Source organism: Shinella sp. Sh6, from assembly GCF_055392685.1.
In genome coordinates, this window is the sequence record NZ_AP044005.1 from 3512678 (window position 1) to 3530090 (window position 17413).

14 protein-coding genes are annotated in these 17413 nt (G+C 64.7%); 5 read left to right on the forward strand and 9 right to left on the reverse strand.

Translation table 11 applies throughout. The features are described from left to right. Window positions 1–39: 39 nt before the first annotated feature. Together ACZ5TO_RS16785 and htpX are read right to left on the reverse strand one after the other, a co-directional pair. Window positions 40–1455: an RsmB/NOP family class I SAM-dependent RNA methyltransferase gene (locus tag ACZ5TO_RS16785; protein WP_464800413.1), complete on the reverse strand. Its 1416-nt coding sequence runs from the start codon at window positions 1453–1455 to the stop codon at window positions 40–42. Next, window positions 1446–2411, reverse strand: a complete 966-nt coding sequence (htpX, locus tag ACZ5TO_RS16790; RefSeq protein ID WP_464798901.1) for a zinc metalloprotease HtpX — start codon at window positions 2409–2411, stop codon at window positions 1446–1448. Before htpX ends, ACZ5TO_RS16785 begins: the two co-directional genes overlap by 10 nt. Window positions 2412–2549: 138 nt before the next feature. Between htpX and ACZ5TO_RS16795 the strand changes: the two genes are divergently transcribed. Further along, window positions 2550–2747, forward strand: coding sequence for a DUF1674 domain-containing protein (locus ACZ5TO_RS16795; RefSeq protein WP_464798902.1), 198 nt, complete (start codon window positions 2550–2552; stop codon window positions 2745–2747). A 270-nt stretch (window positions 2748–3017) separates the two neighbouring features. Here ACZ5TO_RS16795 and acs read toward each other — a convergent pair whose 3' ends face one another. Next, window positions 3018–4973, reverse strand: a complete 1956-nt coding sequence (gene acs / locus ACZ5TO_RS16800) for an acetate--CoA ligase (protein ID WP_184145656.1) — start codon at window positions 4971–4973, stop codon at window positions 3018–3020. 233 nt (window positions 4974–5206) lie between these two features. On the opposite strand from acs, the gene ACZ5TO_RS16805 reads away from it, so the two are divergent. After that, the gene (locus ACZ5TO_RS16805; RefSeq protein ID WP_464798903.1) at window positions 5207–5908 is read left to right on the forward strand and encodes a DUF1013 domain-containing protein; all 702 of its coding nucleotides are present in this window, start codon (window positions 5207–5209) and stop codon (window positions 5906–5908) included. 169 nt (window positions 5909–6077) lie between these two features. Here the strand turns inward: ACZ5TO_RS16805 and ACZ5TO_RS16810 are convergent, their stop codons facing one another. Further along, the gene (locus ACZ5TO_RS16810; RefSeq protein ID WP_464798904.1) at window positions 6078–7976 is read right to left on the reverse strand and encodes a propionyl-CoA synthetase; all 1899 of its coding nucleotides are present in this window, start codon (window positions 7974–7976) and stop codon (window positions 6078–6080) included. A 122-nt stretch (window positions 7977–8098) separates the two neighbouring features. Beyond that, window positions 8099–8758: a YggS family pyridoxal phosphate-dependent enzyme gene (locus ACZ5TO_RS16815; RefSeq protein WP_464798905.1), complete on the reverse strand. Its 660-nt coding sequence runs from the start codon at window positions 8756–8758 to the stop codon at window positions 8099–8101. Window positions 8759–8929: 171 nt separating this feature from the next. Here ACZ5TO_RS16815 and leuS point away from each other — a divergent pair, with 171 nt between their 5' ends. From leuS to holA, 3 genes are read left to right on the forward strand one after another with little or no spacing between them, the layout of a single operon-like run. Beyond that, a complete protein-coding gene (gene leuS / locus ACZ5TO_RS16820; RefSeq protein ID WP_464798906.1) occupies window positions 8930–11560 on the forward strand; it encodes a leucine--tRNA ligase in 2631 nt (876 codons plus the stop codon). Beyond that, entirely contained in the window at window positions 11547–12071 is a 525-nt protein-coding gene (locus ACZ5TO_RS16825) for a hypothetical protein (protein ID WP_464798907.1), read from the forward strand. Before leuS ends, ACZ5TO_RS16825 begins: the two co-directional genes overlap by 14 nt. Before the next feature lie 7 nt (window positions 12072–12078). Continuing rightward, complete coding sequence (holA, locus tag ACZ5TO_RS16830) at window positions 12079–13113, forward strand: DNA polymerase III subunit delta (RefSeq protein WP_464798908.1); 1035 nt, start codon at window positions 12079–12081, stop codon at window positions 13111–13113. Window positions 13114–13128: 15 nt separating this feature from the next. Here holA and ACZ5TO_RS16835 read toward each other — a convergent pair whose 3' ends face one another. The 4 genes from ACZ5TO_RS16835 to mnmG are packed head-to-tail and all read right to left on the reverse strand — an operon-like array spanning window position 13129 to window position 17366. Continuing rightward, window positions 13129–14019 carry a ParB/RepB/Spo0J family partition protein gene (locus ACZ5TO_RS16835; RefSeq protein WP_464798909.1) on the reverse strand — a complete coding sequence of 297 codons (891 nt, stop codon included), beginning with the start codon at window positions 14017–14019 and terminating at the stop codon, window positions 13129–13131. Window positions 14020–14041: 22 nt separating this feature from the next. Beyond that, window positions 14042–14836, reverse strand: coding sequence for a ParA family protein (locus tag ACZ5TO_RS16840; protein WP_464798910.1), 795 nt, complete (start codon window positions 14834–14836; stop codon window positions 14042–14044). An 11-nt stretch (window positions 14837–14847) separates the two neighbouring features. After that, the gene (gene rsmG / locus ACZ5TO_RS16845) at window positions 14848–15483 is read right to left on the reverse strand and encodes a 16S rRNA (guanine(527)-N(7))-methyltransferase RsmG (protein ID WP_464798911.1); all 636 of its coding nucleotides are present in this window, start codon (window positions 15481–15483) and stop codon (window positions 14848–14850) included. Next, on the reverse strand, window positions 15480–17366 hold the full coding sequence (mnmG, locus tag ACZ5TO_RS16850) for a tRNA uridine-5-carboxymethylaminomethyl(34) synthesis enzyme MnmG (RefSeq protein WP_464798912.1): 1887 nt from the start codon (window positions 17364–17366) through the stop codon (window positions 15480–15482). The genes rsmG and mnmG overlap by 4 nt, the downstream gene beginning before the upstream one ends. Window positions 17367–17413 lie beyond the last annotated feature (47 nt).

A 17413-nucleotide genomic window follows, 5' to 3' on the forward strand; every position in this document is an offset into this window, starting at 1 on the left:
GTTGATGACGGCGGCCAGATCCGGGAGGGAATTTTCCACTCAGCCGCCGTTCTTCAGCCGAACGGCATAAAAGCCGTCGAGGCCGCCGGCATGGCCCTCGGTCGCCGGCAGCATGGCGGGCGTGGTGCGGAACTCGCCGCGCGGGGAGATCGCCGCTTCCAGCCCCGGCCAGTCGGCGGGATCGACGGGCACGACATGCCAGGACGGATGGTCGGCCAGCACGCGGGTGACCATCTCCTCGCCTTCGGCGGGATCGAGCGAGCAATTGGAGAAGACCAGCTCGCCGCCGGGCTTCACCAGCGTCAGCGCATGGCGCAGCAGCCGCTCCTGCAGGCGCGCGAGCTTTTCGATATCCTCCGGCCCCTTGGTCCACAGCACGTCCGGATGCTTGCGGATCGTGCCGGTGGAGGAGCAGGGCGCATCGAGCAGCACCGCGTCGAAAAGAGCGTCGGGCCGATAGTCCGCCATGTTCGCTTCGACCGCCGTAACGGAGAGGCCGAGCCGGTCGAGATTGCCGATGAGCCGCTTCAGGCGATTGCCGGACTGGTCGAGCGCGGTGACGTCGGCGCCGGCAAGCGCAAGCTGCGCCGTCTTGCCGCCGGGGGCTGCACAGAGATCGGCGACGCGCTTTCCCGCAAGATCGCCGAACAGCTTTGCCGGAAGGCTTGCGGCGGCGTCCTGAACCCACCATTCGCCGGCCTCGAAGCCTTCGAGCGCCGGGATGGCGCCCGAGCCGGCGGGAAGGCGGACAGAACCCGTCGGCAGGACGAGCCCGCCGAGCCGCGCGGCCCAGCCCTCGGGATCGGACTTGACGGTGAGGTCGATGGCGGAGGGTTCGAGCAGCGATTGCGCGATGCGCGCCGCATGCTCCCGCCCGTAGATGGCGACGAGCCGCTCATGGAACCAGGCGGGGACGACGGAAACCACATGGGTCGCATCGAGATGCGCACCCTTTTCGCGCGACAGCCGGCGCAACACCGCATTGGTGAGGCTGGCGAAACGGCGGTTGCGCGGGTCGATCTGCGCCTGCTCGACGGCAAGGTCGACGGCGGAATGATCCGGCACGTCGAGATAGAGGATCTGCGCGGCGGCGACCGTCAGGACATGGTGGAGAGCCCGGGCGCCCTCCGGCAGCGGCGTGCCGACGAGCGTGTCGAGGATCGCCTCGATACGCGGAAGATGACGCAGCGCCGTGTTGAGGATGGCGCGCACCAGCGCCCGGTCGGCATCGTTCAGCTGTTTATAGGCCGGGTTGCCGTTCTCGAGGTCCAGCATGCCGTCGAGCGGTGTCCGGCGGTCCACCACGGCGGCAAGGATCTTCGCGGCGGCCTGGCGGGCACGCAGGCCCGGCTTTTCCGGATGGCCGGCGGCCGCATCGGCAACGGGCCTCGGGCCCCTGCCGGGGCGGTGTTTCGGATGCGTTCTTTTCTTCTGCGTGTCGTCGTTCAAGACCAGGGACCTTTGGGCGGTTCGGAACCACCGCGGCCCCAGCCGGTCGTCGGAACGGAGCGCGATTTGCGTGACGGATTATCAGCCCGGACCGGTTCCGTCGAGCGGGCCTGCATCCCGCGCGCCATTTCCTGCAGCGCCGCGATGCGGTTTTCCGTGTCCGGATGGGTCGAGAACAGGTTATCCATACGCTCGCCCGAGAGCGGATTGATGATGAACATATGCGCCGTCGCGGGATTGTGCTCGGCCGCTTCGTTGGGGATGCGGCCGGCGGCCGTGGCGATCTTCCGCAGGGCCGAGGCGAGCGCCAGCGGGTTGCCGGAGATCTCCGCGCCGCGCCGGTCGGCGGAATATTCGCGCGTGCGGCTGATCGCCATCTGCACCAGCATGGCGGCGAAGGGAGCGACGATCATCGCGATCAGCACGCCGATGAAGCCGAGCGGATTGTTGTTCTCGCGGCTGTGCCCGCCGCCGAAGAACATGGCGAAGTTGGCGAGCATGGAGATCGCGCCGGCGAGCGTCGCCGTCAGCGTCATGGTCAGCGTGTCGCGGTTCTGCACATGGGCGAGCTCGTGCGCCATCACACCCGCCACCTCCTCGTAGGAGAGAGCGTTGAGAAGGCCGGTTGAGGCGGCGACGGCGGCGTTTTCCGGGTTGCGGCCGGTGGCGAAGGCATTCGGCTGGTCGCTGTTGATGACGAAGACGCGGGGCATCGGAAGGCCGGCCCGCTGGGCGAGATCGCGCACGATGCCGTAATATTCCGGTGCGGAGCGCTCATCGACCTCCTTGGCGCCGTACATGGACAGCACCATCCGGTCGGAGTTCCAGTAGGAGAAGAAGTTCATCGCCACCGCGACGAGAAAGGCGATCATCATGCCGCCCCTGCCGCCGATGAGGAGGCCCACGCCCATGAAAAGCGCCGTCATGACGGCGAGAAGCATGGCTGTGCGAACGAGGTTCATGCGGTTTCGGCTCCTGTCGGATTGTGCGTGTCAAGCATATGTTTCACGTGAATCAGCGCTTTCCACAGCGCCGTCACGCTCCTATATGATGGGAAGCAGGCAGGAATTCTTCAATATCCGGACAGGATGCCGATTTTCATGCAGAACGACAACGACAATCATTCCGACGGCCGCAAGATCCTTTCGCCCGCCGCCCAGCGCGCGCTGCAGGAGGCCGAGGAGCGCCGCAAGGCCGCAAGGCCCGTCGAGCGGGCGCCGGAGATCGGCGGCCGCGGCGGCGAGGACCCGGCCCGCTTCGGCGACTGGGAGATCAAGGGCCGGGCGATCGACTTCTGAGAAGGAATCCGGCTCAGGATTCCGTTCCCCCGGCGTTTCTCCGCGCCTTCGTCTTCCTCTTCTCCCTTCCTCGCTCCCTCCGTCGTCATGGTCGGGCTTGACCCGACCATCCAGGCAACCGGTACACCGTGGAGATGGATCCTCGGGTCAAGCCCGAGGATGACGGCGGAGGGAGTGGAGGGCAGGGCCGGCTTACTGGAGTGGACCACACACACCCTCAAATGAAAACGGCGGCCGATGGCCGCCGTTTCGTTTTCCCTGGGGCGCCGGTCAGTCGGCTGCCTTGTTCTGGCGATTGGCGATCAGGTCGTCGACGACGGCCGGATCGGCGAGTGTCGAGGTGTCGCCGAGCGAGCCGAAATCGTCCTCGGCGATCTTGCGCAGGATGCGGCGCATGATCTTGCCGGAGCGGGTCTTCGGCAGGCCGGGGGCGAACTGGATCTTGTCCGGCGTGGCGATGGGGCCGATCTCCTTGCGCACATGCTTGACGAGGTCCTGGCGGAGCGCGTCGGTGCCTTCCTCGCCGGCCATCAGCGAGACGTAGCAATAGATGCCCTGTCCCTTGAGGCCGTGCGGATAGCCGACCACGGCCGCTTCCGAGACGAGATGGTGCGAGACGAGCGCCGATTCGATTTCCGCCGTGCCGAGGCGATGGCCGGAAATGTTGAGCACGTCGTCGACGCGGCCGGTGATCCAGTAATAGCCGTCCTCGTCGCGCCGGCAGCCGTCACCCGTGAAATACTTGCCCTTGTAGGTGGAGAAGTAGGCCTCGACGAAGCGCTTGTGGTCACCGTAGACCGTGCGCATCTGCCCGGGCCAGCTGTCGACGATGCAGAGGTTGCCATCGGCAGCACCCTCCTGCACCTTGCCCTCGCCATCGACGATCTGCGGATTGACGCCGAAGAAGGGCCGCGTCGCCGAGCCCGGCTTGAGGTCCGTCGCGCCGGGAAGCGGCGAGATCATGATGCCGCCGGTCTCCGTCTGCCACCAGGTATCGACGATCGGGCTGCGGTCCTCGCCAACCGTGTGGTAGTACCATTCCCAGGCTTCCGGGTTGATCGGCTCGCCGACGGAGCCGAGCAGGCGCAGCGAGGTGCGCTCGGAGCGCTTGACGAACTCGTCGCCCGCACCCATCAGCGCGCGGATCGCGGTCGGCGCGGTGTAGAAGATGTTGACCTTGTGCTTGTCGATCACGTCCCAGAAGCGGCCGGCATCGGGGAAGTTCGGCACGCCCTCGAACATCAGCGTGGTCGCGCGGTTGGCGAGCGGGCCGTAGACGATGTAGGAATGGCCGGTCACCCAGCCGACATCGGCCGTGCACCAGTAGATATCGCCGTCGTGATAATCGAAGACGTACTGGTGGGTCATCGACACATAGACGAGATAGCCGCCCGTCGTGTGCAGCACGCCCTTCGGCTTGCCGGTCGAGCCGGACGTATAGAGGATGAAGAGCGGGTCCTCCGCCTTCATGCGGGCCGGCGGACAATCGCGCGGCACCGTCAGCACTTCCTTGTGGTACCAGATGTCGCGGCCCGGCGCCCAGCCGGTCTTGCCGCCGGTGCGGCGCACGACGAGCACCTTGTCGACGATGACGTGCTGCTTGGCGGCGATGTCGATCGCCGTGTCGGTATTCTCCTTGAGCGGGATCGGCTTGCCGCCGCGCACGCCCTCGTCGCAGGTGATGACGAAGGTGGATTCGCAGTCGACGATGCGGCCGGCCAGCGCATCCGGCGAGAAGCCGCCGAAGACGACGGAATGGATGGCGCCGATGCGCGCGCAGGCGAGCATCGCATAGGCCGCTTCCGGGATCATCGGCATGTAGATGGTGACGCGGTCGCCCTTCTTCACGCCGTGCTTCTTCATCACGTTCGCCATGCGGCAGACGTGCTCGTAAAGCTCGTTATAGGTGATCTTCTTGTCGATATAGGGGTTGTCGCCTTCCCAGATGATGGCGACCTGATCGCCGTGCGCCTTCAGGTGCCGGTCGATACAGTTGTAGGAAACGTTGGTGATGCCGTCCTCGAACCACTTGATCGGGACCTTGCCGTTGAACGAGGTGTTCTTGACCTTGGTATAGGGCTTGAACCAGTCGATCCGCATGCCGTGCTTGTCCCAGAAACGCTCCGGGTTCTCGATGCTCTCGCGATACCAGTTCTGGTAGGTGGCATTGTCGATCAGCGCGCGGCTTTTCGCGGATTTCAGGACCGGATAGGTCTTTGCGGACATGGTTTCCTCCTCACTGCGCATGTAGGCGCAAGGCCGATCTCCTCCGGCCCCACGCGGCTCCGTCGCCATACATAACAGGTCAGGCCCCCCGGGCAATTAGACAAAAGGTCATTTGCGCTTGAAGAATTGCATTTCTGAGACAGTGAGGTTATAGAGGGCCGAATTCCCGGAAATATAGTGGTTACACCCCACGGCCCGCGACACCGGCGCGGACGGACAGAAGGATTATATCCATGGCTCAACAGCTTCTCATGCCAAAGGCGACAGCGGTCTGGCTGGTCGACAACACGGCGCTGTCGTTCGACCAGATCGCCACGTTCTGCAAGCTGCATCCCCTCGAAGTGAAGGCCATCGCCGACGGCGAATCGGCGCAGGGCATCAAGGGCCTCGACCCGATCTCGACCAGCCAGCTCTCCCGCGAGGAGATCGCCCGCGCCGAAGCCAACCCCGCCCACAAGCTGAAGCTTTCCGAACCCAAGGTCCGCGTGCCGGAATCCAAGCGCAAGGGCCCGCGCTACACCCCGGTCTCCAAGCGCCAGGACCGCCCGAACGCCATCCTCTGGCTCGTGCGCAACCATCCCGAACTGAAGGATGCGCAGATCTCGCGTCTCGTCGGCACCACCAAGTCGACGATCGAGCAGATCCGCGAACGCACTCACTGGAACTCGGCGAACCTGACGCCGATGGATCCCGTCACCCTCGGCCTCTGCTCGCAGATCGACCTCGACCTCGAAGTCGAACGCGCATCGAAGGGCCGTCCGCTGCCGACCGCCGCCGAGCTCGGTGCCACGCTCGAATCCGCGCAGGAAACGGAAAAGCTGCCCTACAGCACCGACCGCGAGGAAGAGAAGGAAATCGATGCCGACGCCGTCTTCGCCAAGCTGAAGTCGCTGAAGTCCTCCACGCCGGACGACGACGAAGACGACCAGTTCTGAGGGGGGCTCCCGCCCGCCCCGCACTCTGCCGTCATCCTCGGCCTTGAGCCGAGGATCCAGGCCGCAGGTGGGGCGTGGATGGTCGGGTCAAGCCCGACCATGACGGAGGAGAAGCTGGCGGGTTTTGCCTGCCTACCCGACCCGGCCCTTCGGCCGGGTTTTTTCTTGCTCAACCGATCCGCCGCTCCGACAGGACCCCTGCGATCTCGTCGAGGATCGCCGGATCGTCGATGGTCGCGGGCATCTTCCAGTCGAGCCCGTCGGCGATCTTCTGCATGGTGCCGCGCAGGATCTTGCCCGACCGTGTCTTGGGCAGGCGCTTCACGCAGATCGCCGTCTTGAAGGCCGCAACCGGACCGATGCGATCGCGCACCAGGCCCACCACCTCCAGCTCCACCACCGATGATTCACGTGAAACACCGCTCTTGAGCACGAGGAAACCGGCCGGCACCTGGCCCTTCACGGCATCCGCGACGCCGATGACCGCGCATTCGGCAACGTCGGGATGGCTGGCGCAGACCTCCTCCATCGCCCCCGTCGACAGGCGGTGGCCTGCGACATTGATGATGTCGTCGGTGCGCGCCATGACGAAGACATAGCCGTCCTCGTCGACATAGCCGGCATCGGCCGTCTTGTAATAGCCGGGAAACTCCGAAAGGCAGGCCGAGCGGAAGCGCTCGTCGGCATTCCAGAACGTCGTCAGGCACCCCGGGGGAAGGGGAAGGCGGAGCGCGATATTGCCGAGCGTGCCGGGCGGCACCTCATGGCCGGCATCGTCCAGCACCCGCAGATCGTAGCCCGGCATGGTCACGGTCGGCGAACCGTGCTTGACGGGAAGCGCGCCGAGCCCGAGCGGATTGCCGGCGATCGCCCAGCCCGTCTCCGTCTGCCACCAGTGATCGATGACCGGCACGCCCAGCACCGCCTCCGCCCAGCGGATCGTATCCGGATCGGCCCGCTCGCCGGCAAGGAAGAGAGCCCTCAGGCTGGAAATGTCGTGGCGCTTCACGAAGCGCCCTTCCGGATCCTCTTTGCGGATCGCGCGGAAGGCGGTCGGCGCGGTGAAGAGGACCGAGACCTTGTATTCCTCCACCACGCGCCAGAAAGCCCCGGCATCGGGCGTGCCGACCGGCTTGCCCTCGTAGAGCACCGTGGTGCTGCCGTTGAGCAGCGGCGCATAAACGATGTAGGAATGGCCGACGACCCAGCCGATATCCGACGCCGCCCAATAGACCTCGCCGGGCTCCACGCCGTAGAGCGCGCGCATGGTCCAGGCGAGCGCCACCATATGCCCGCCATTGTCGCGGATGACGCCCTTCGGCTGTCCCGTCGTGCCGGATGTATAGAGGATATAGAGCGGATCGGTGGCCGCAAGCGCCGCGCAGGGCACCATACGCCCCGCAGCCGCCGAAAGCGCCTGCCCGAGATCGACATCGCGACCGGGCACGAGGTCTGCCGCAAGCTCCGGCCGCTGCAGGACGAGGCAGCGCTCCGGCTTGTTGCGGGTAAGGTCGATGGCCGCATCGAGCAGGGGCTTATAGGCCACCACCCGGTTCGGCTCCACGCCGCAGCTTGCCGTGACAACCAGCTTTGCGGCCGAATCGTCGATGCGCGCCGCAAGCTCGCTGGCGGCGAAACCGCCGAAGACCACGGAATGGATCGCGCCGATGCGCGCGCAGGCAAGCATGGCGAAGATCGCTTCCGGGATCATCGGCATGTAGACGATCACGCGGTCGCCCTTGACGACACCCGCGTCGGCGAGCACCGCCGCCATCGCGTTCACCTGCGCCAGAAGCGCTTCATAGCTATAGCGCGCCTTCCGGCCCGTCACGGGGCTGTCGTAGATCAGGGCCGTCGTATCACCGCGGCCCGCCGCCACATGCCGGTCCACGCAGTTGTGACAGGTATTGCCCGCCGCGTCGGGAAACCAGCGGCCGTAGACGCCGTCATTGCCGTCGAAAATCCGCGACGGCGGCGTGAACCAGTCTATGTCCCGCGCCAGCTCCGCCCAGTACCCGTCGGGGTCGTCCCTCCAGGCGCGATAAATCTCGGCATAGGTCCCTTGCATTGCTTCCTCCCGCATGCGCCCGGCCGCAAGCGGCCGGCTCCTCGACGGGAAGAATAGGAGAGGGCGGGCTTTCCGCAAAGCCAGACGAAAGCCTGAGGCGAAAATCGCGCGGAAAAATAGTGTCAGCGCGACCCGAAGATCGCCGAGCCGACCCGCACGCTCGTCGCGCCGAAGCCGACGGCCGTTTCATAATCGCCGGACATGCCCATCGACAGCCGGTCGAGACCGCACCGTGCGGCGAGCTTGGCGAGCAGCGCGAAATGCGGCCCGGGATTCTCGTCCGCCGGCGGAATGCACATCAGCCCTTCGATCGCAAGGCCGAGCTCCTCCCGGCAGAAGGCGACGAAGGAGACCGTGTCGTCCGGCGCGATCCCAGCCTTCTGCGGCTCGAGCCCGGTATTGACCTGCACATAGAGCCGGAGCGCGCGGCCCTGCTTCGTCATCTCGGCGGCGATCGTCCGTGCGATCTTCTCGCGGTCGACCGTCTCGATGACGTCGAACAGCGCGACGGCCTCGGCGGCCTTGTTGGACTGCAGGGGGCCGATCAGATGCAGCTCGATGCCCTTCGTCCCGGTGCGCAGTTCCGGCCATTTGCCCTCGGCCTCCTGCACGCGGTTCTCGCCGAAGACGCGCTGGCCGGCGGCGATCGCGGGGCGAATCGCCTGCGCGTCGAAGGTCTTCGACACGGCCACGAGCGTGACGGCATCCGGCTGCCGGCCGGCTTCCTTCGCCGCCTTGGCGATCCGGCTGCGAACGTCCGCAAGACGATCCTGCAAATCCATGGTCCCTCTCCGTCGAAATCCTCTCCCGCACTAGCGAAATCGGCGGCGCTTGCCAAGCGCAGCCCGGAAAACTTGACGCTTCGGCGGTTTCATGATGAAGGTCTCGGCACCATATTCGCATGGGCGGACCGCCCGCCAAGACTCCCAAAAGACCCCCGGAACATCAAAGACATGGCCACCGAACGTTACAATCCGCGCGATGCCGAGCCCCGCTGGCAGGCAAAATGGAACGACGAGAACGTCTTCCTGACCAGGAACGACGACCCGCGCGAGAAGTACTACGTCCTCGAGATGTTCCCCTATCCGTCGGGCCGCATCCACATGGGCCATGTGCGCAACTACGCGATGGGCGACGTCGTCGCCCGCTACAAGCGCGCCCGCGGCTACAATGTGCTGCACCCGATGGGCTGGGACGCCTTCGGCATGCCTGCCGAGAACGCCGCCATGCAGAACAAGGTCCACCCGAAGGGCTGGACCTATGACAATATCGCGGCGATGCGCAAGCAGCTCAAGTCCATGGGCCTGTCGCTCGACTGGTCGCGCGAATTCGCTACATGCGACGTCGACTATTACCACCGCCAGCAGTACCTCTTCCTCGATTTCCTGGAAAAGGGCCTCGTCTACCGCAAGCAGTCCAAGGTGAACTGGGACCCGGTCGACCATACGGTGCTTGCCAACGAGCAGGTGATCGACGGTCGCGGCTGGCGCTCGGGCGCGCTCGTCGAACAGCGCGAGCTGACGCAGTGGTTCTTCCGCATCACCGATTTCAGCCAGGACCTGCTGGATTCGCTGGAAGCGCTCGACCAGTGGCCGGAAAAGGTCCGGCTGATGCAGAAGAACTGGATCGGCCGCTCCGAGGGCATGCTGGTGCGCTGGGAAGTCTCCGACGGCGCAGGCCTGACGGGTGAGAAGGACGTGACGGTCTACACGACCCGTCCCGACACGCTGTTCGGCGCCTCGTTCCTCGCCATTTCCGCCGATCATCCGCTGGCCAAGGATGCATCCGCCAGGAACCCCGAGATCATGGCCTTCTGCGAGGAGTGCCGCCGCGCCGGGACCTCGCTCGCCGCCCTCGAAACGGCGGAGAAGAAGGGCATGGATACGGGCATCCGCGTCCGCCACCCCTTCGATCCGAGCTGGGAGCTGCCGGTCTATGTCGCGAACTTCGTGCTGATGGATTACGGCACGGGCGCCATCTTCGGCTGCCCTTCCGGCGACCAGCGCGACCTCGACTTCGCCCGCAAATACGACCTGCCGGTCGTGCCCGTCGTCATGCCGAAGGAAGCGGATGCCGCCACCTTCGCGACCGGCGACGAGGCCTATGTCGGCGACGGCGTGATGATCAATTCCCGCTTCCTCGACGGCCTTTCCACCGAGGAAGCCTTCGAGGAGGTCGCAAGGCGCCTCACCGCCGCAACGCTCGGCAATGCGCCGGTGGGCGAGCGCAAGGTGAACTTCCGCCTGCGCGACTGGGGCATCTCGCGCCAGCGCTACTGGGGCTGCCCCATCCCGGTGATCCATTGCGAGGCTTGCGGCGTGGTTCCCGTGCCGAAGGCGGACCTGCCGGTGAAGCTGCCCGACGACGTTACCTTCGACAAGCCGGGCAATCCGCTCGACCGCCACCCGACCTGGCGGCACGTCGCCTGCCCGCATTGCGGCAAGGATGCCCGCCGCGAGACGGACACGATGGACACCTTCGTCGATTCGTCCTGGTATTTCGCCCGCTTCACCGCGCCGTGGGAAGATGCCCCGACGGATCCGGCGGCCGCCAATGCCTGGCTCCCCGTCGACCAGTATATCGGCGGCATCGAGCATGCGATCCTGCATCTTCTCTATTCGCGCTTCTTCACCCGCGCCATGCAGGCGACCGGCCATCTCGACCTGAAGGAACCCTTCAAGGGCCTCTTCACGCAGGGCATGGTCGTGCACGAGACCTATAGCCGCAGCATCGACGGCAAGCGCGAATGGGTGATGCCGGCGGAAATCCGTATCGAGGAAGTGGATGGCCAGCGCCGCGCAACCCATCTCGAATCCGGCGAAGAAATTGCCATCGGCTCCATCGAGAAGATGTCGAAGTCGAAGAAGAACGTCGTCGATCCGGACGATATCATCGCCTCCTACGGCGCCGATACCGCCCGCTTCTTCGTGCTCTCCGACTCCCCGCCGGACCGTGACGTGATCTGGTCGGAAGCCGGCGTCGAAGGCGCGCACCGCTTCGTCCAGCGCGTCTGGCGCCTCGTTTCGGAAGCCGCTCCCGCCCTCAAGGCCGCCGAAAGCCGCCCGGGCACGGAAGGCGAGGCGCTTGCCGTCTCGCAGGCCGCGCACAAGACGCTGAAGGCGGTGCAGGCGGACTACGACAAGCTTGCCTTCAACAAGGCCGTCGCGCGCATCTACGAATTCGTCAACGCGCTCGCCGCTCCGCTGGCGACGGCGGCCTCCGGCAAGGCCTCGCCCGAGCTTGCGGGCGCGCTGCGGGAAGCTGTCGGCATTCTGATCCGCATCGTCGCGCCCATGACGCCGCATCTTTCGGAAGAATGCTGGCGCGAGATCGGCGGCGAAGGCCTCGTGGCAACCTCGGGCTGGCCGGCCTATGACGAACGGCTGGTCGCCGAGAACGAGATCACGCTGCCGGTGCAGATCAACGGCAAGAAGCGCGCCGATTTGACAATCGCCCGCGACGCGGACCAGAGTGCGGTCGAAGAGGCCGTGCTCGCGCTCGAGGCGGTTCAGGCCGCACTCGGCGGCCAGCGTCCCAAGAAGATCATCGTCGTACCGCAGAGGATCGTGAATGTTGTTGTCTGACGGAACCGGCTTCTCGCGGCTTGTGAAGACGATAGCCGGCATCGCCATTCTCGGCGCTGTCGCCGGCTGCCAGGTACGGCCGCTCTATTCCACGCCCGGCGTGGTGGAGGACAAGCTCGCGTCCGTTTCCATTTCGGAAGCAGACGACCGCGTGGAACAGCAGGTCCGCAACCAGCTCGTCTTCCTGTTCGGGGGCGGCGCCGGCGAGCCGCAGAACGCGGCCTATCGCCTGGAACTCCACGTCACCAGCCGGTCGCTCGGCGTCCTCGCCGACGTTGCGAGCGATACGATGCGTGCCGGCCGCATCATCGTTTCGGCGGACTACAACCTTGCCCGCGCCGACACCGGCGAAACGCTGGCTTCGGGAAAACGGACGGCCTCGGCCATGGTCGATTTCCCGGCGCAGCAGTTCGCCAAGCTTCGTGCCATCCGCGAGGCCGAGGAGCGGGCGGCGCGCGAAGCGGCCGAGTTCGTGCGTGCGGACGTGGCGGCGGCGCTCGCCCGTCGCTGATCCGGCCATGGCGGAAGTCAAGTCGCACGAATTCGACGCTTTCCTGAAACGGAAGCCGCTGCCCGTGCGGCTTTTTCTCATCTACGGCCCCGACCGTGGCCTGGTTTCCGAGCGCGCGGCGGCACTGGCGGCAGCAAGCGGCGTTGCCCTCGACGATGCCTTCTCCGTCGTAAAGCTCGACGCCGGCGATATCGGTAGCCAACCGGGCCGGCTCATCGACGAGATGAACGCCATCGGTCTTTTCGGCGGCGAGCGCCTTATCTGGATTCGCAACGCCGGCAGCGAGAAGGGTCTTTCCGACGGCCTCGATATCCTTGCCGGCATGCCGGCCGGCCCCTCTACGCTCATCATCGAGGCGGGGGACCTCAAGAAGGGCGCCGCCCTGCGCAAGGCTGCCGAATCCATCTCCGCCGCTGTCGCGATCCCCTGCTATGCCGATGACGGCCGCGCCCTCCAGGCACTGATCGATCAGGAGCTTTCCGCCGAGAATCTCAGGATTTCCCCCGCCGCGCGCGAGCGCCTGGTCGAAACGATCGGCGGTGACCGCCTCGCATCGCGTAACGAGGTGCGCAAGCTCGCTCTCTATTGCCGCGGTAAGGAAATGGTCGAGGAGCAGGATGTTGCTGAGATCGTCGGGGATGCCAGCGCAATTTCGACGGACGACGCTGTCGACGCCATTCTCAAGGGGGACCGGGACGGCTTTCTCCATGCAATCCAGAAGATCGTCTCGTCCAAGACCCCGGTTTTCCTGGTATTGCAGGGCTGCCTCAGGCAGTTCCAGCTCCTGGAGTTGATGCGCGCCGAGATGGACGAGAAGCGCCTGCCCGCCGCGCAGGCGATGGCGAGCCTCGGGCGGCACCTGCATTTCCGCCGCAAGCCGATCGTCGAGAATGCGTTGAGAACCTGGACCGGCCCCGCCATCCGGCGTGAAACCCAGCGCCTCCAGGCCGCCATCCTGCAAAGCCGGCAGCGGCCGGCCCTGGAGGATACCATCGCCATGCAGACGATGCTGGCGACCGTTCTTCAATCCGCTCGCCGCTGAATCCGGCTAAGGAGATTATCTCCGCTCAAGGAGCCGGCAGATTTCTTCCAGTTGTTCCAGGGTTTTGTAGGCGATCTTCAGGTGGCCGCCGCTACCCTTGTGATTGACCGTCACGTCAAGGCCGAGAACGTCGGACAGCGTGCGCTCCAGCGCCACGGTATCGGCGTCCTTCTCTTCCTTCCGCGATGCCTGACCCAGGCCCGGATCGCTCTGCGCCCTTATGTCGTTCTGCGCGAGACGCTCGGCATCGCGCACGGACATGCCCTTGGCGACGATCGACCGCGCCAATGCCACGGGATCGGACGTGGGAATGAGCGCACGGGCGTGGCCTGCGGAAAGCGTGCCCGAGGCAAGCATTTCACGCACCGGCTCCGGCAGCTTCAGAAGACGGAGGCTGTTGGCGACGTGACTGCGGCTCTTGCCGATGATCTCGCCGAGATCGTTCTGCGTATAGCCGTGATCGGCGATCAGCAGCTCGTACCCCATCGCCTCTTCCAGAGGATTGAGGTCCGAGCGCTGGACGTTTTCCACGATGGCGATCTCCAGCGCCGTCCGGTCGTCGACATCCCGGATGATCACGGGAATCTCGATAAGGCCGGCAAGCTGGGCAGCGCGCCAGCGCCGCTCGCCGGCGATGATCTCAAAGCGATTGTCGGCCGTGGTGCGAACGACGACAGGCTGGACGATGCCGTGCTGGCGAATAGAGGACGCCAGATCCTGCAGTTCCGATTCGTCGAAATAGCGGCGCGGGTTGCGCGGGTTGCGGCCGACGAATTCGATCGGCACCAGCCGGTCCGGGTTGACGGCCGATCGGGTGCCGATATCGGCAGCAGGAAGCTGGTCCATTTCACCGATCAGGGCAGCAAGGCCACGGCCAAGGCGCCGCTTGGAGTTGTCGTCAGTCATCGGTTCTACTCACGGATACGGTTTACGCAGCCTTCCGCTGCCTTTCACGCTGGATCACCTCGGAAGCGAGCTGAAGATAGGCCTGGCTTCCGGCGCATTTGAGGTCGTAGAGAATGGCCGGCTTGCCGTAGGACGGCGCCTCGGAAACGCGCACGTTCCGCGGAATGAGTGTGTGGTAGACCTTCTCGCCGAGATGGGTGCGCACGTCGTTGACGACCTGCTGGGCCAGGTTGTTGCGCGAATCGAACATCGTCAGCACGATACCCTGGATATCGAGGCACGGATTGACCGTCCGGCGCACCTGGTCGACGGTTTCCAGAAGCTGGCTCAGGCCCTCGAGCGCGAAGAACTCGCACTGGAGCGGCACGAGAACGGAATGCGCCGCCGCAAGCGCGTTCATTGTCAGGAGATTGAACGACGGCGGGCAATCGACGAGAACGTAAGAGTAAGACAGCGCCTCGGCCGAGGCGAGGGCGCGCTTGAGGCGGAAGACGCGATCACTCTGCTGCGCGATCTCCATCTCTATCCCGAGAAGGTCCATGGTGGACGGAATGATGGAAAGGTTCGGAACCGCCGTCTCCAGCGCCGTCTCGGCAACGCCATGGCTGCCGATCATAAGATCGTAGGAGGAAAGCTCACGGCTACGCCGGTCGATGCCGAGGCCGGTGCTGGCATTGCCCTGCGGATCGAGATCGACGATCAGGACGCGTTCGCCGATTGCGGCAAGCGCAGTCGCCAGATTGATCGCGGTCGTCGTCTTGCCGACGCCGCCCTTCTGGTTCGCAATGGTGATGATCCGGTTCTTCTCGCCTATCATGGACGTGCCGTTCACTGGAGTTTGCGCGAAAGATTCGACAATTCGAGCACAACGGAGTCGGGCTCGACGATGCTGGCATGTTTTACCAGATCGAATCTCCACCGACCAAGCGCTTTATCGACCTCGCGCTGGTAATCCCGGCCTTTGTGCAGGAAAAAGCGGAGCGAAGGGTTCTGCTCGGCCCAAGGCAGGCCAAACTGCATCAATAGATCGAGATCGGCGAGAGCTCGCGCCGAAATGGCGTCGCAACGCTGGATCTCCGCCGGTGCATCCTCGATCCGGATCGCATGGACGGATGCGCGGGCGCCGGTTTCGAGAATGGCGGTGCGAAGGAATGCCGCCTTCTTGTTGTTGCTCTCGACAAGATGAACCCAGCCAGCCCCTTTACCGGCAAGAAGAATCCCGGTCACGATCCCGGGAAAACCGCCGCCGCTGCCAAGATCGACCCAGGTTCGCGGGCCGGGATGCAGCGAATAGATCTGCATGCTGTCGACGACATGCCGCTTCCATGCCTCGGCAAGCGTCGATGGCGCGACGAGGTTGATCGCCTTCGCCCATTTCTGAAAAAGCGCGATAAAGGTTTCAAGCCGTCCCATCGTTTCACGTGAAACATCCAGGGCGCTCAACTCGCGGGGAAGGGAATTCATGCGGTTGCGACCCGGCGAGATTGCTCAAGTGGCAATCGCTTGAGATAGGCCAGGAGAAGGGTCAAGGCCGCCGGCGTCATCCCATCGATACGTGCCGCTTGCGCGAGGTTGGCAGGCCGTACAGTCGTCAACTTCTGGCGCAGTTCAATGGAAAGGCCCGGCAGCATGCTGAAATCGAAATCGTCCGGGATACGGCGTTCCTCTTCCCGGCGCGCCTCGGCGATATCCGTTTCCTGCCGATTCATGTAAACCGCATATCCCGCCTCGATCTCGATGGCCTCACATGTGCGAGACGAGAAGGCTTTCAACTCCACAGGCCAGATTTCGGCCAGGCGCGCATAATCGATGGCGGGGTAGGCAAGCAAGTCGTAAGCACTGCGCCGCACGCCGTCGCGGTTGATCTGAATCCCGTGACTGGCGGCTTCGTTCGGCGATAGTTGCAGGGAGCGAAGTCGGTCTCGCGCGGCATCCATCTCGGAAGACCATGCCGAAAAACGCTGCCGGCGATCCGCGCCAACAAGACCCAACACCATCCCTAGCGGCGTCAAGCGAACATCGGCATTGTCTGCGCGCAGGGAAAGGCGGTACTCCGCGCGAGAGGTGAACATGCGGTAGGGTTCGGCGACGCCTCGCGACGTCAGGTCGTCGATCATCACACCGATATAGCTGTCCGTCCGGCTGAAGATATGACCATCGATGTTTGCGGCGCGACGCGCGGCGTTCAGGCCGGCGACCAGACCCTGGGCCGCGGCTTCCTCATAACCGGTTGTGCCGTTGATCTGCCCGGCAAGAAACAGGCCGGGCTGCCGTTTGACTTCGAGGGTAGCGCAGAGCTCGCGCGGGTCGATATGGTCATACTCGATCGCATAGCCCGGCTGAAGGATGGTGACCTTCTCCAGGCCGGGGATCGTCCGTATGAATGCATCCTGCACGTCGGCGGGCAGGGAGGTGGAGATACCGTTCGGATAGACGGTCGGATCATCCAGCCCTTCGGGCTCGAGAAAAATCTGATGGCCATCCCGCTCGCCGAACTTTACGATCTTATCTTCAATCGAAGGGCAATAACGCGGACCCACACCTTCGATCTGGCCGGAATACATGGCCGACTTGCCGATATTCTCCTCGATAATACGATGCGTGGCGGGCGTCGTCCGGGTCACGCCGCATTCGATCTGCGGCGTGGTAATCCGATCCGTCAGGAAGGAAAAGGGAACCGGGTTCTCATCCGCAGCCTGCCTGCCGACCGACTGCCAGTCGATCGTGCGGCCATCCAGGCGGGCCGGGGTCCCGGTCTTCAAACGGCCGAGACGAAGGCCAAGACGCTCGAACGTCGCGGAGAGGCCAAGCGAGGGCTCTTCACCGACGCGGCCGGCGGGAATCTTTTCGTTGCCGATATGAATGAGGCCCCGCAGGAAGGTACCGGTCGTGACCACCACAGAGCGGCAAGCCAGATGCCTTCCATCCTTCAGGATAACGCCCGCAACCCTTCCATCCTCAAAGCTGAGATCGAAGGCATCGCCTTCAATGACATCGAGCTCGGCGATGGCAGTAATCTCCTCCTGCATCGCCTCGCGATAAAGCTTGCGGTCGGCTTGCGTCCGCGGCCCCCGTACGGCCGGTCCCTTGCGTCGGTTGAGCAAACGGAACTGGATACCGGCCCGATCCGCGACCCGACCCATCAAACCATCCAGCGCATCCACCTCGCGGACGAGATGACCTTTTCCAAGCCCGCCAATCGCGGGATTGCACGACATAACGCCGATCGTCGCCGCCTTGTGCGTTACGAGCGCGGTTTTGGCGCCGCAACGAGCCGATGCGGCCGCAGCTTCAACGCCCGCATGACCGCCGCCGATGACAACGACATCATAGGTAAAGTTGCTCATTCTATTTTTCCACCTGTTTCACGTGAAACGCTCGCTTCGACTCGCAT

What these genes read in the sequence shown, in the direction of transcription:
- htpX (WP_464798901.1), bottom strand. Translation starts at nt 2,411, where the DNA reads ATGAACCTCGTTCGCACAGCCATGCTTCTCGCCGTCATGACGGCGCTT.
- ACZ5TO_RS16795 (WP_464798902.1), top strand. Translation starts at nt 2,550, where the DNA reads ATGCAGAACGACAACGACAATCATTCCGACGGCCGCAAGATCCTTTCG.
- acs (WP_184145656.1), bottom strand. Translation starts at nt 4,973, where the DNA reads ATGTCCGCAAAGACCTATCCGGTCCTGAAATCCGCGAAAAGCCGCGCG.
- ACZ5TO_RS16805 (WP_464798903.1), top strand. Translation starts at nt 5,207, where the DNA reads ATGGCTCAACAGCTTCTCATGCCAAAGGCGACAGCGGTCTGGCTGGTC.
- ACZ5TO_RS16810 (WP_464798904.1), bottom strand. Translation starts at nt 7,976, where the DNA reads ATGCAAGGGACCTATGCCGAGATTTATCGCGCCTGGAGGGACGACCCC.
- ACZ5TO_RS16815 (WP_464798905.1), bottom strand. Translation starts at nt 8,758, where the DNA reads ATGGATTTGCAGGATCGTCTTGCGGACGTTCGCAGCCGGATCGCCAAG.
- leuS (WP_464798906.1), top strand. Translation starts at nt 8,930, where the DNA reads ATGGCCACCGAACGTTACAATCCGCGCGATGCCGAGCCCCGCTGGCAG.
- ACZ5TO_RS16825 (WP_464798907.1), top strand. Translation starts at nt 11,547, where the DNA reads ATGTTGTTGTCTGACGGAACCGGCTTCTCGCGGCTTGTGAAGACGATA.
- holA (WP_464798908.1), top strand. Translation starts at nt 12,079, where the DNA reads ATGGCGGAAGTCAAGTCGCACGAATTCGACGCTTTCCTGAAACGGAAG.
- ACZ5TO_RS16835 (WP_464798909.1), bottom strand. Translation starts at nt 14,019, where the DNA reads ATGACTGACGACAACTCCAAGCGGCGCCTTGGCCGTGGCCTTGCTGCC.
- ACZ5TO_RS16840 (WP_464798910.1), bottom strand. Translation starts at nt 14,836, where the DNA reads ATGATAGGCGAGAAGAACCGGATCATCACCATTGCGAACCAGAAGGGC.
- rsmG (WP_464798911.1), bottom strand. Translation starts at nt 15,483, where the DNA reads ATGAATTCCCTTCCCCGCGAGTTGAGCGCCCTGGATGTTTCACGTGAA.
- mnmG (WP_464798912.1), bottom strand. Translation starts at nt 17,366, where the DNA reads ATGAGCAACTTTACCTATGATGTCGTTGTCATCGGCGGCGGTCATGCG.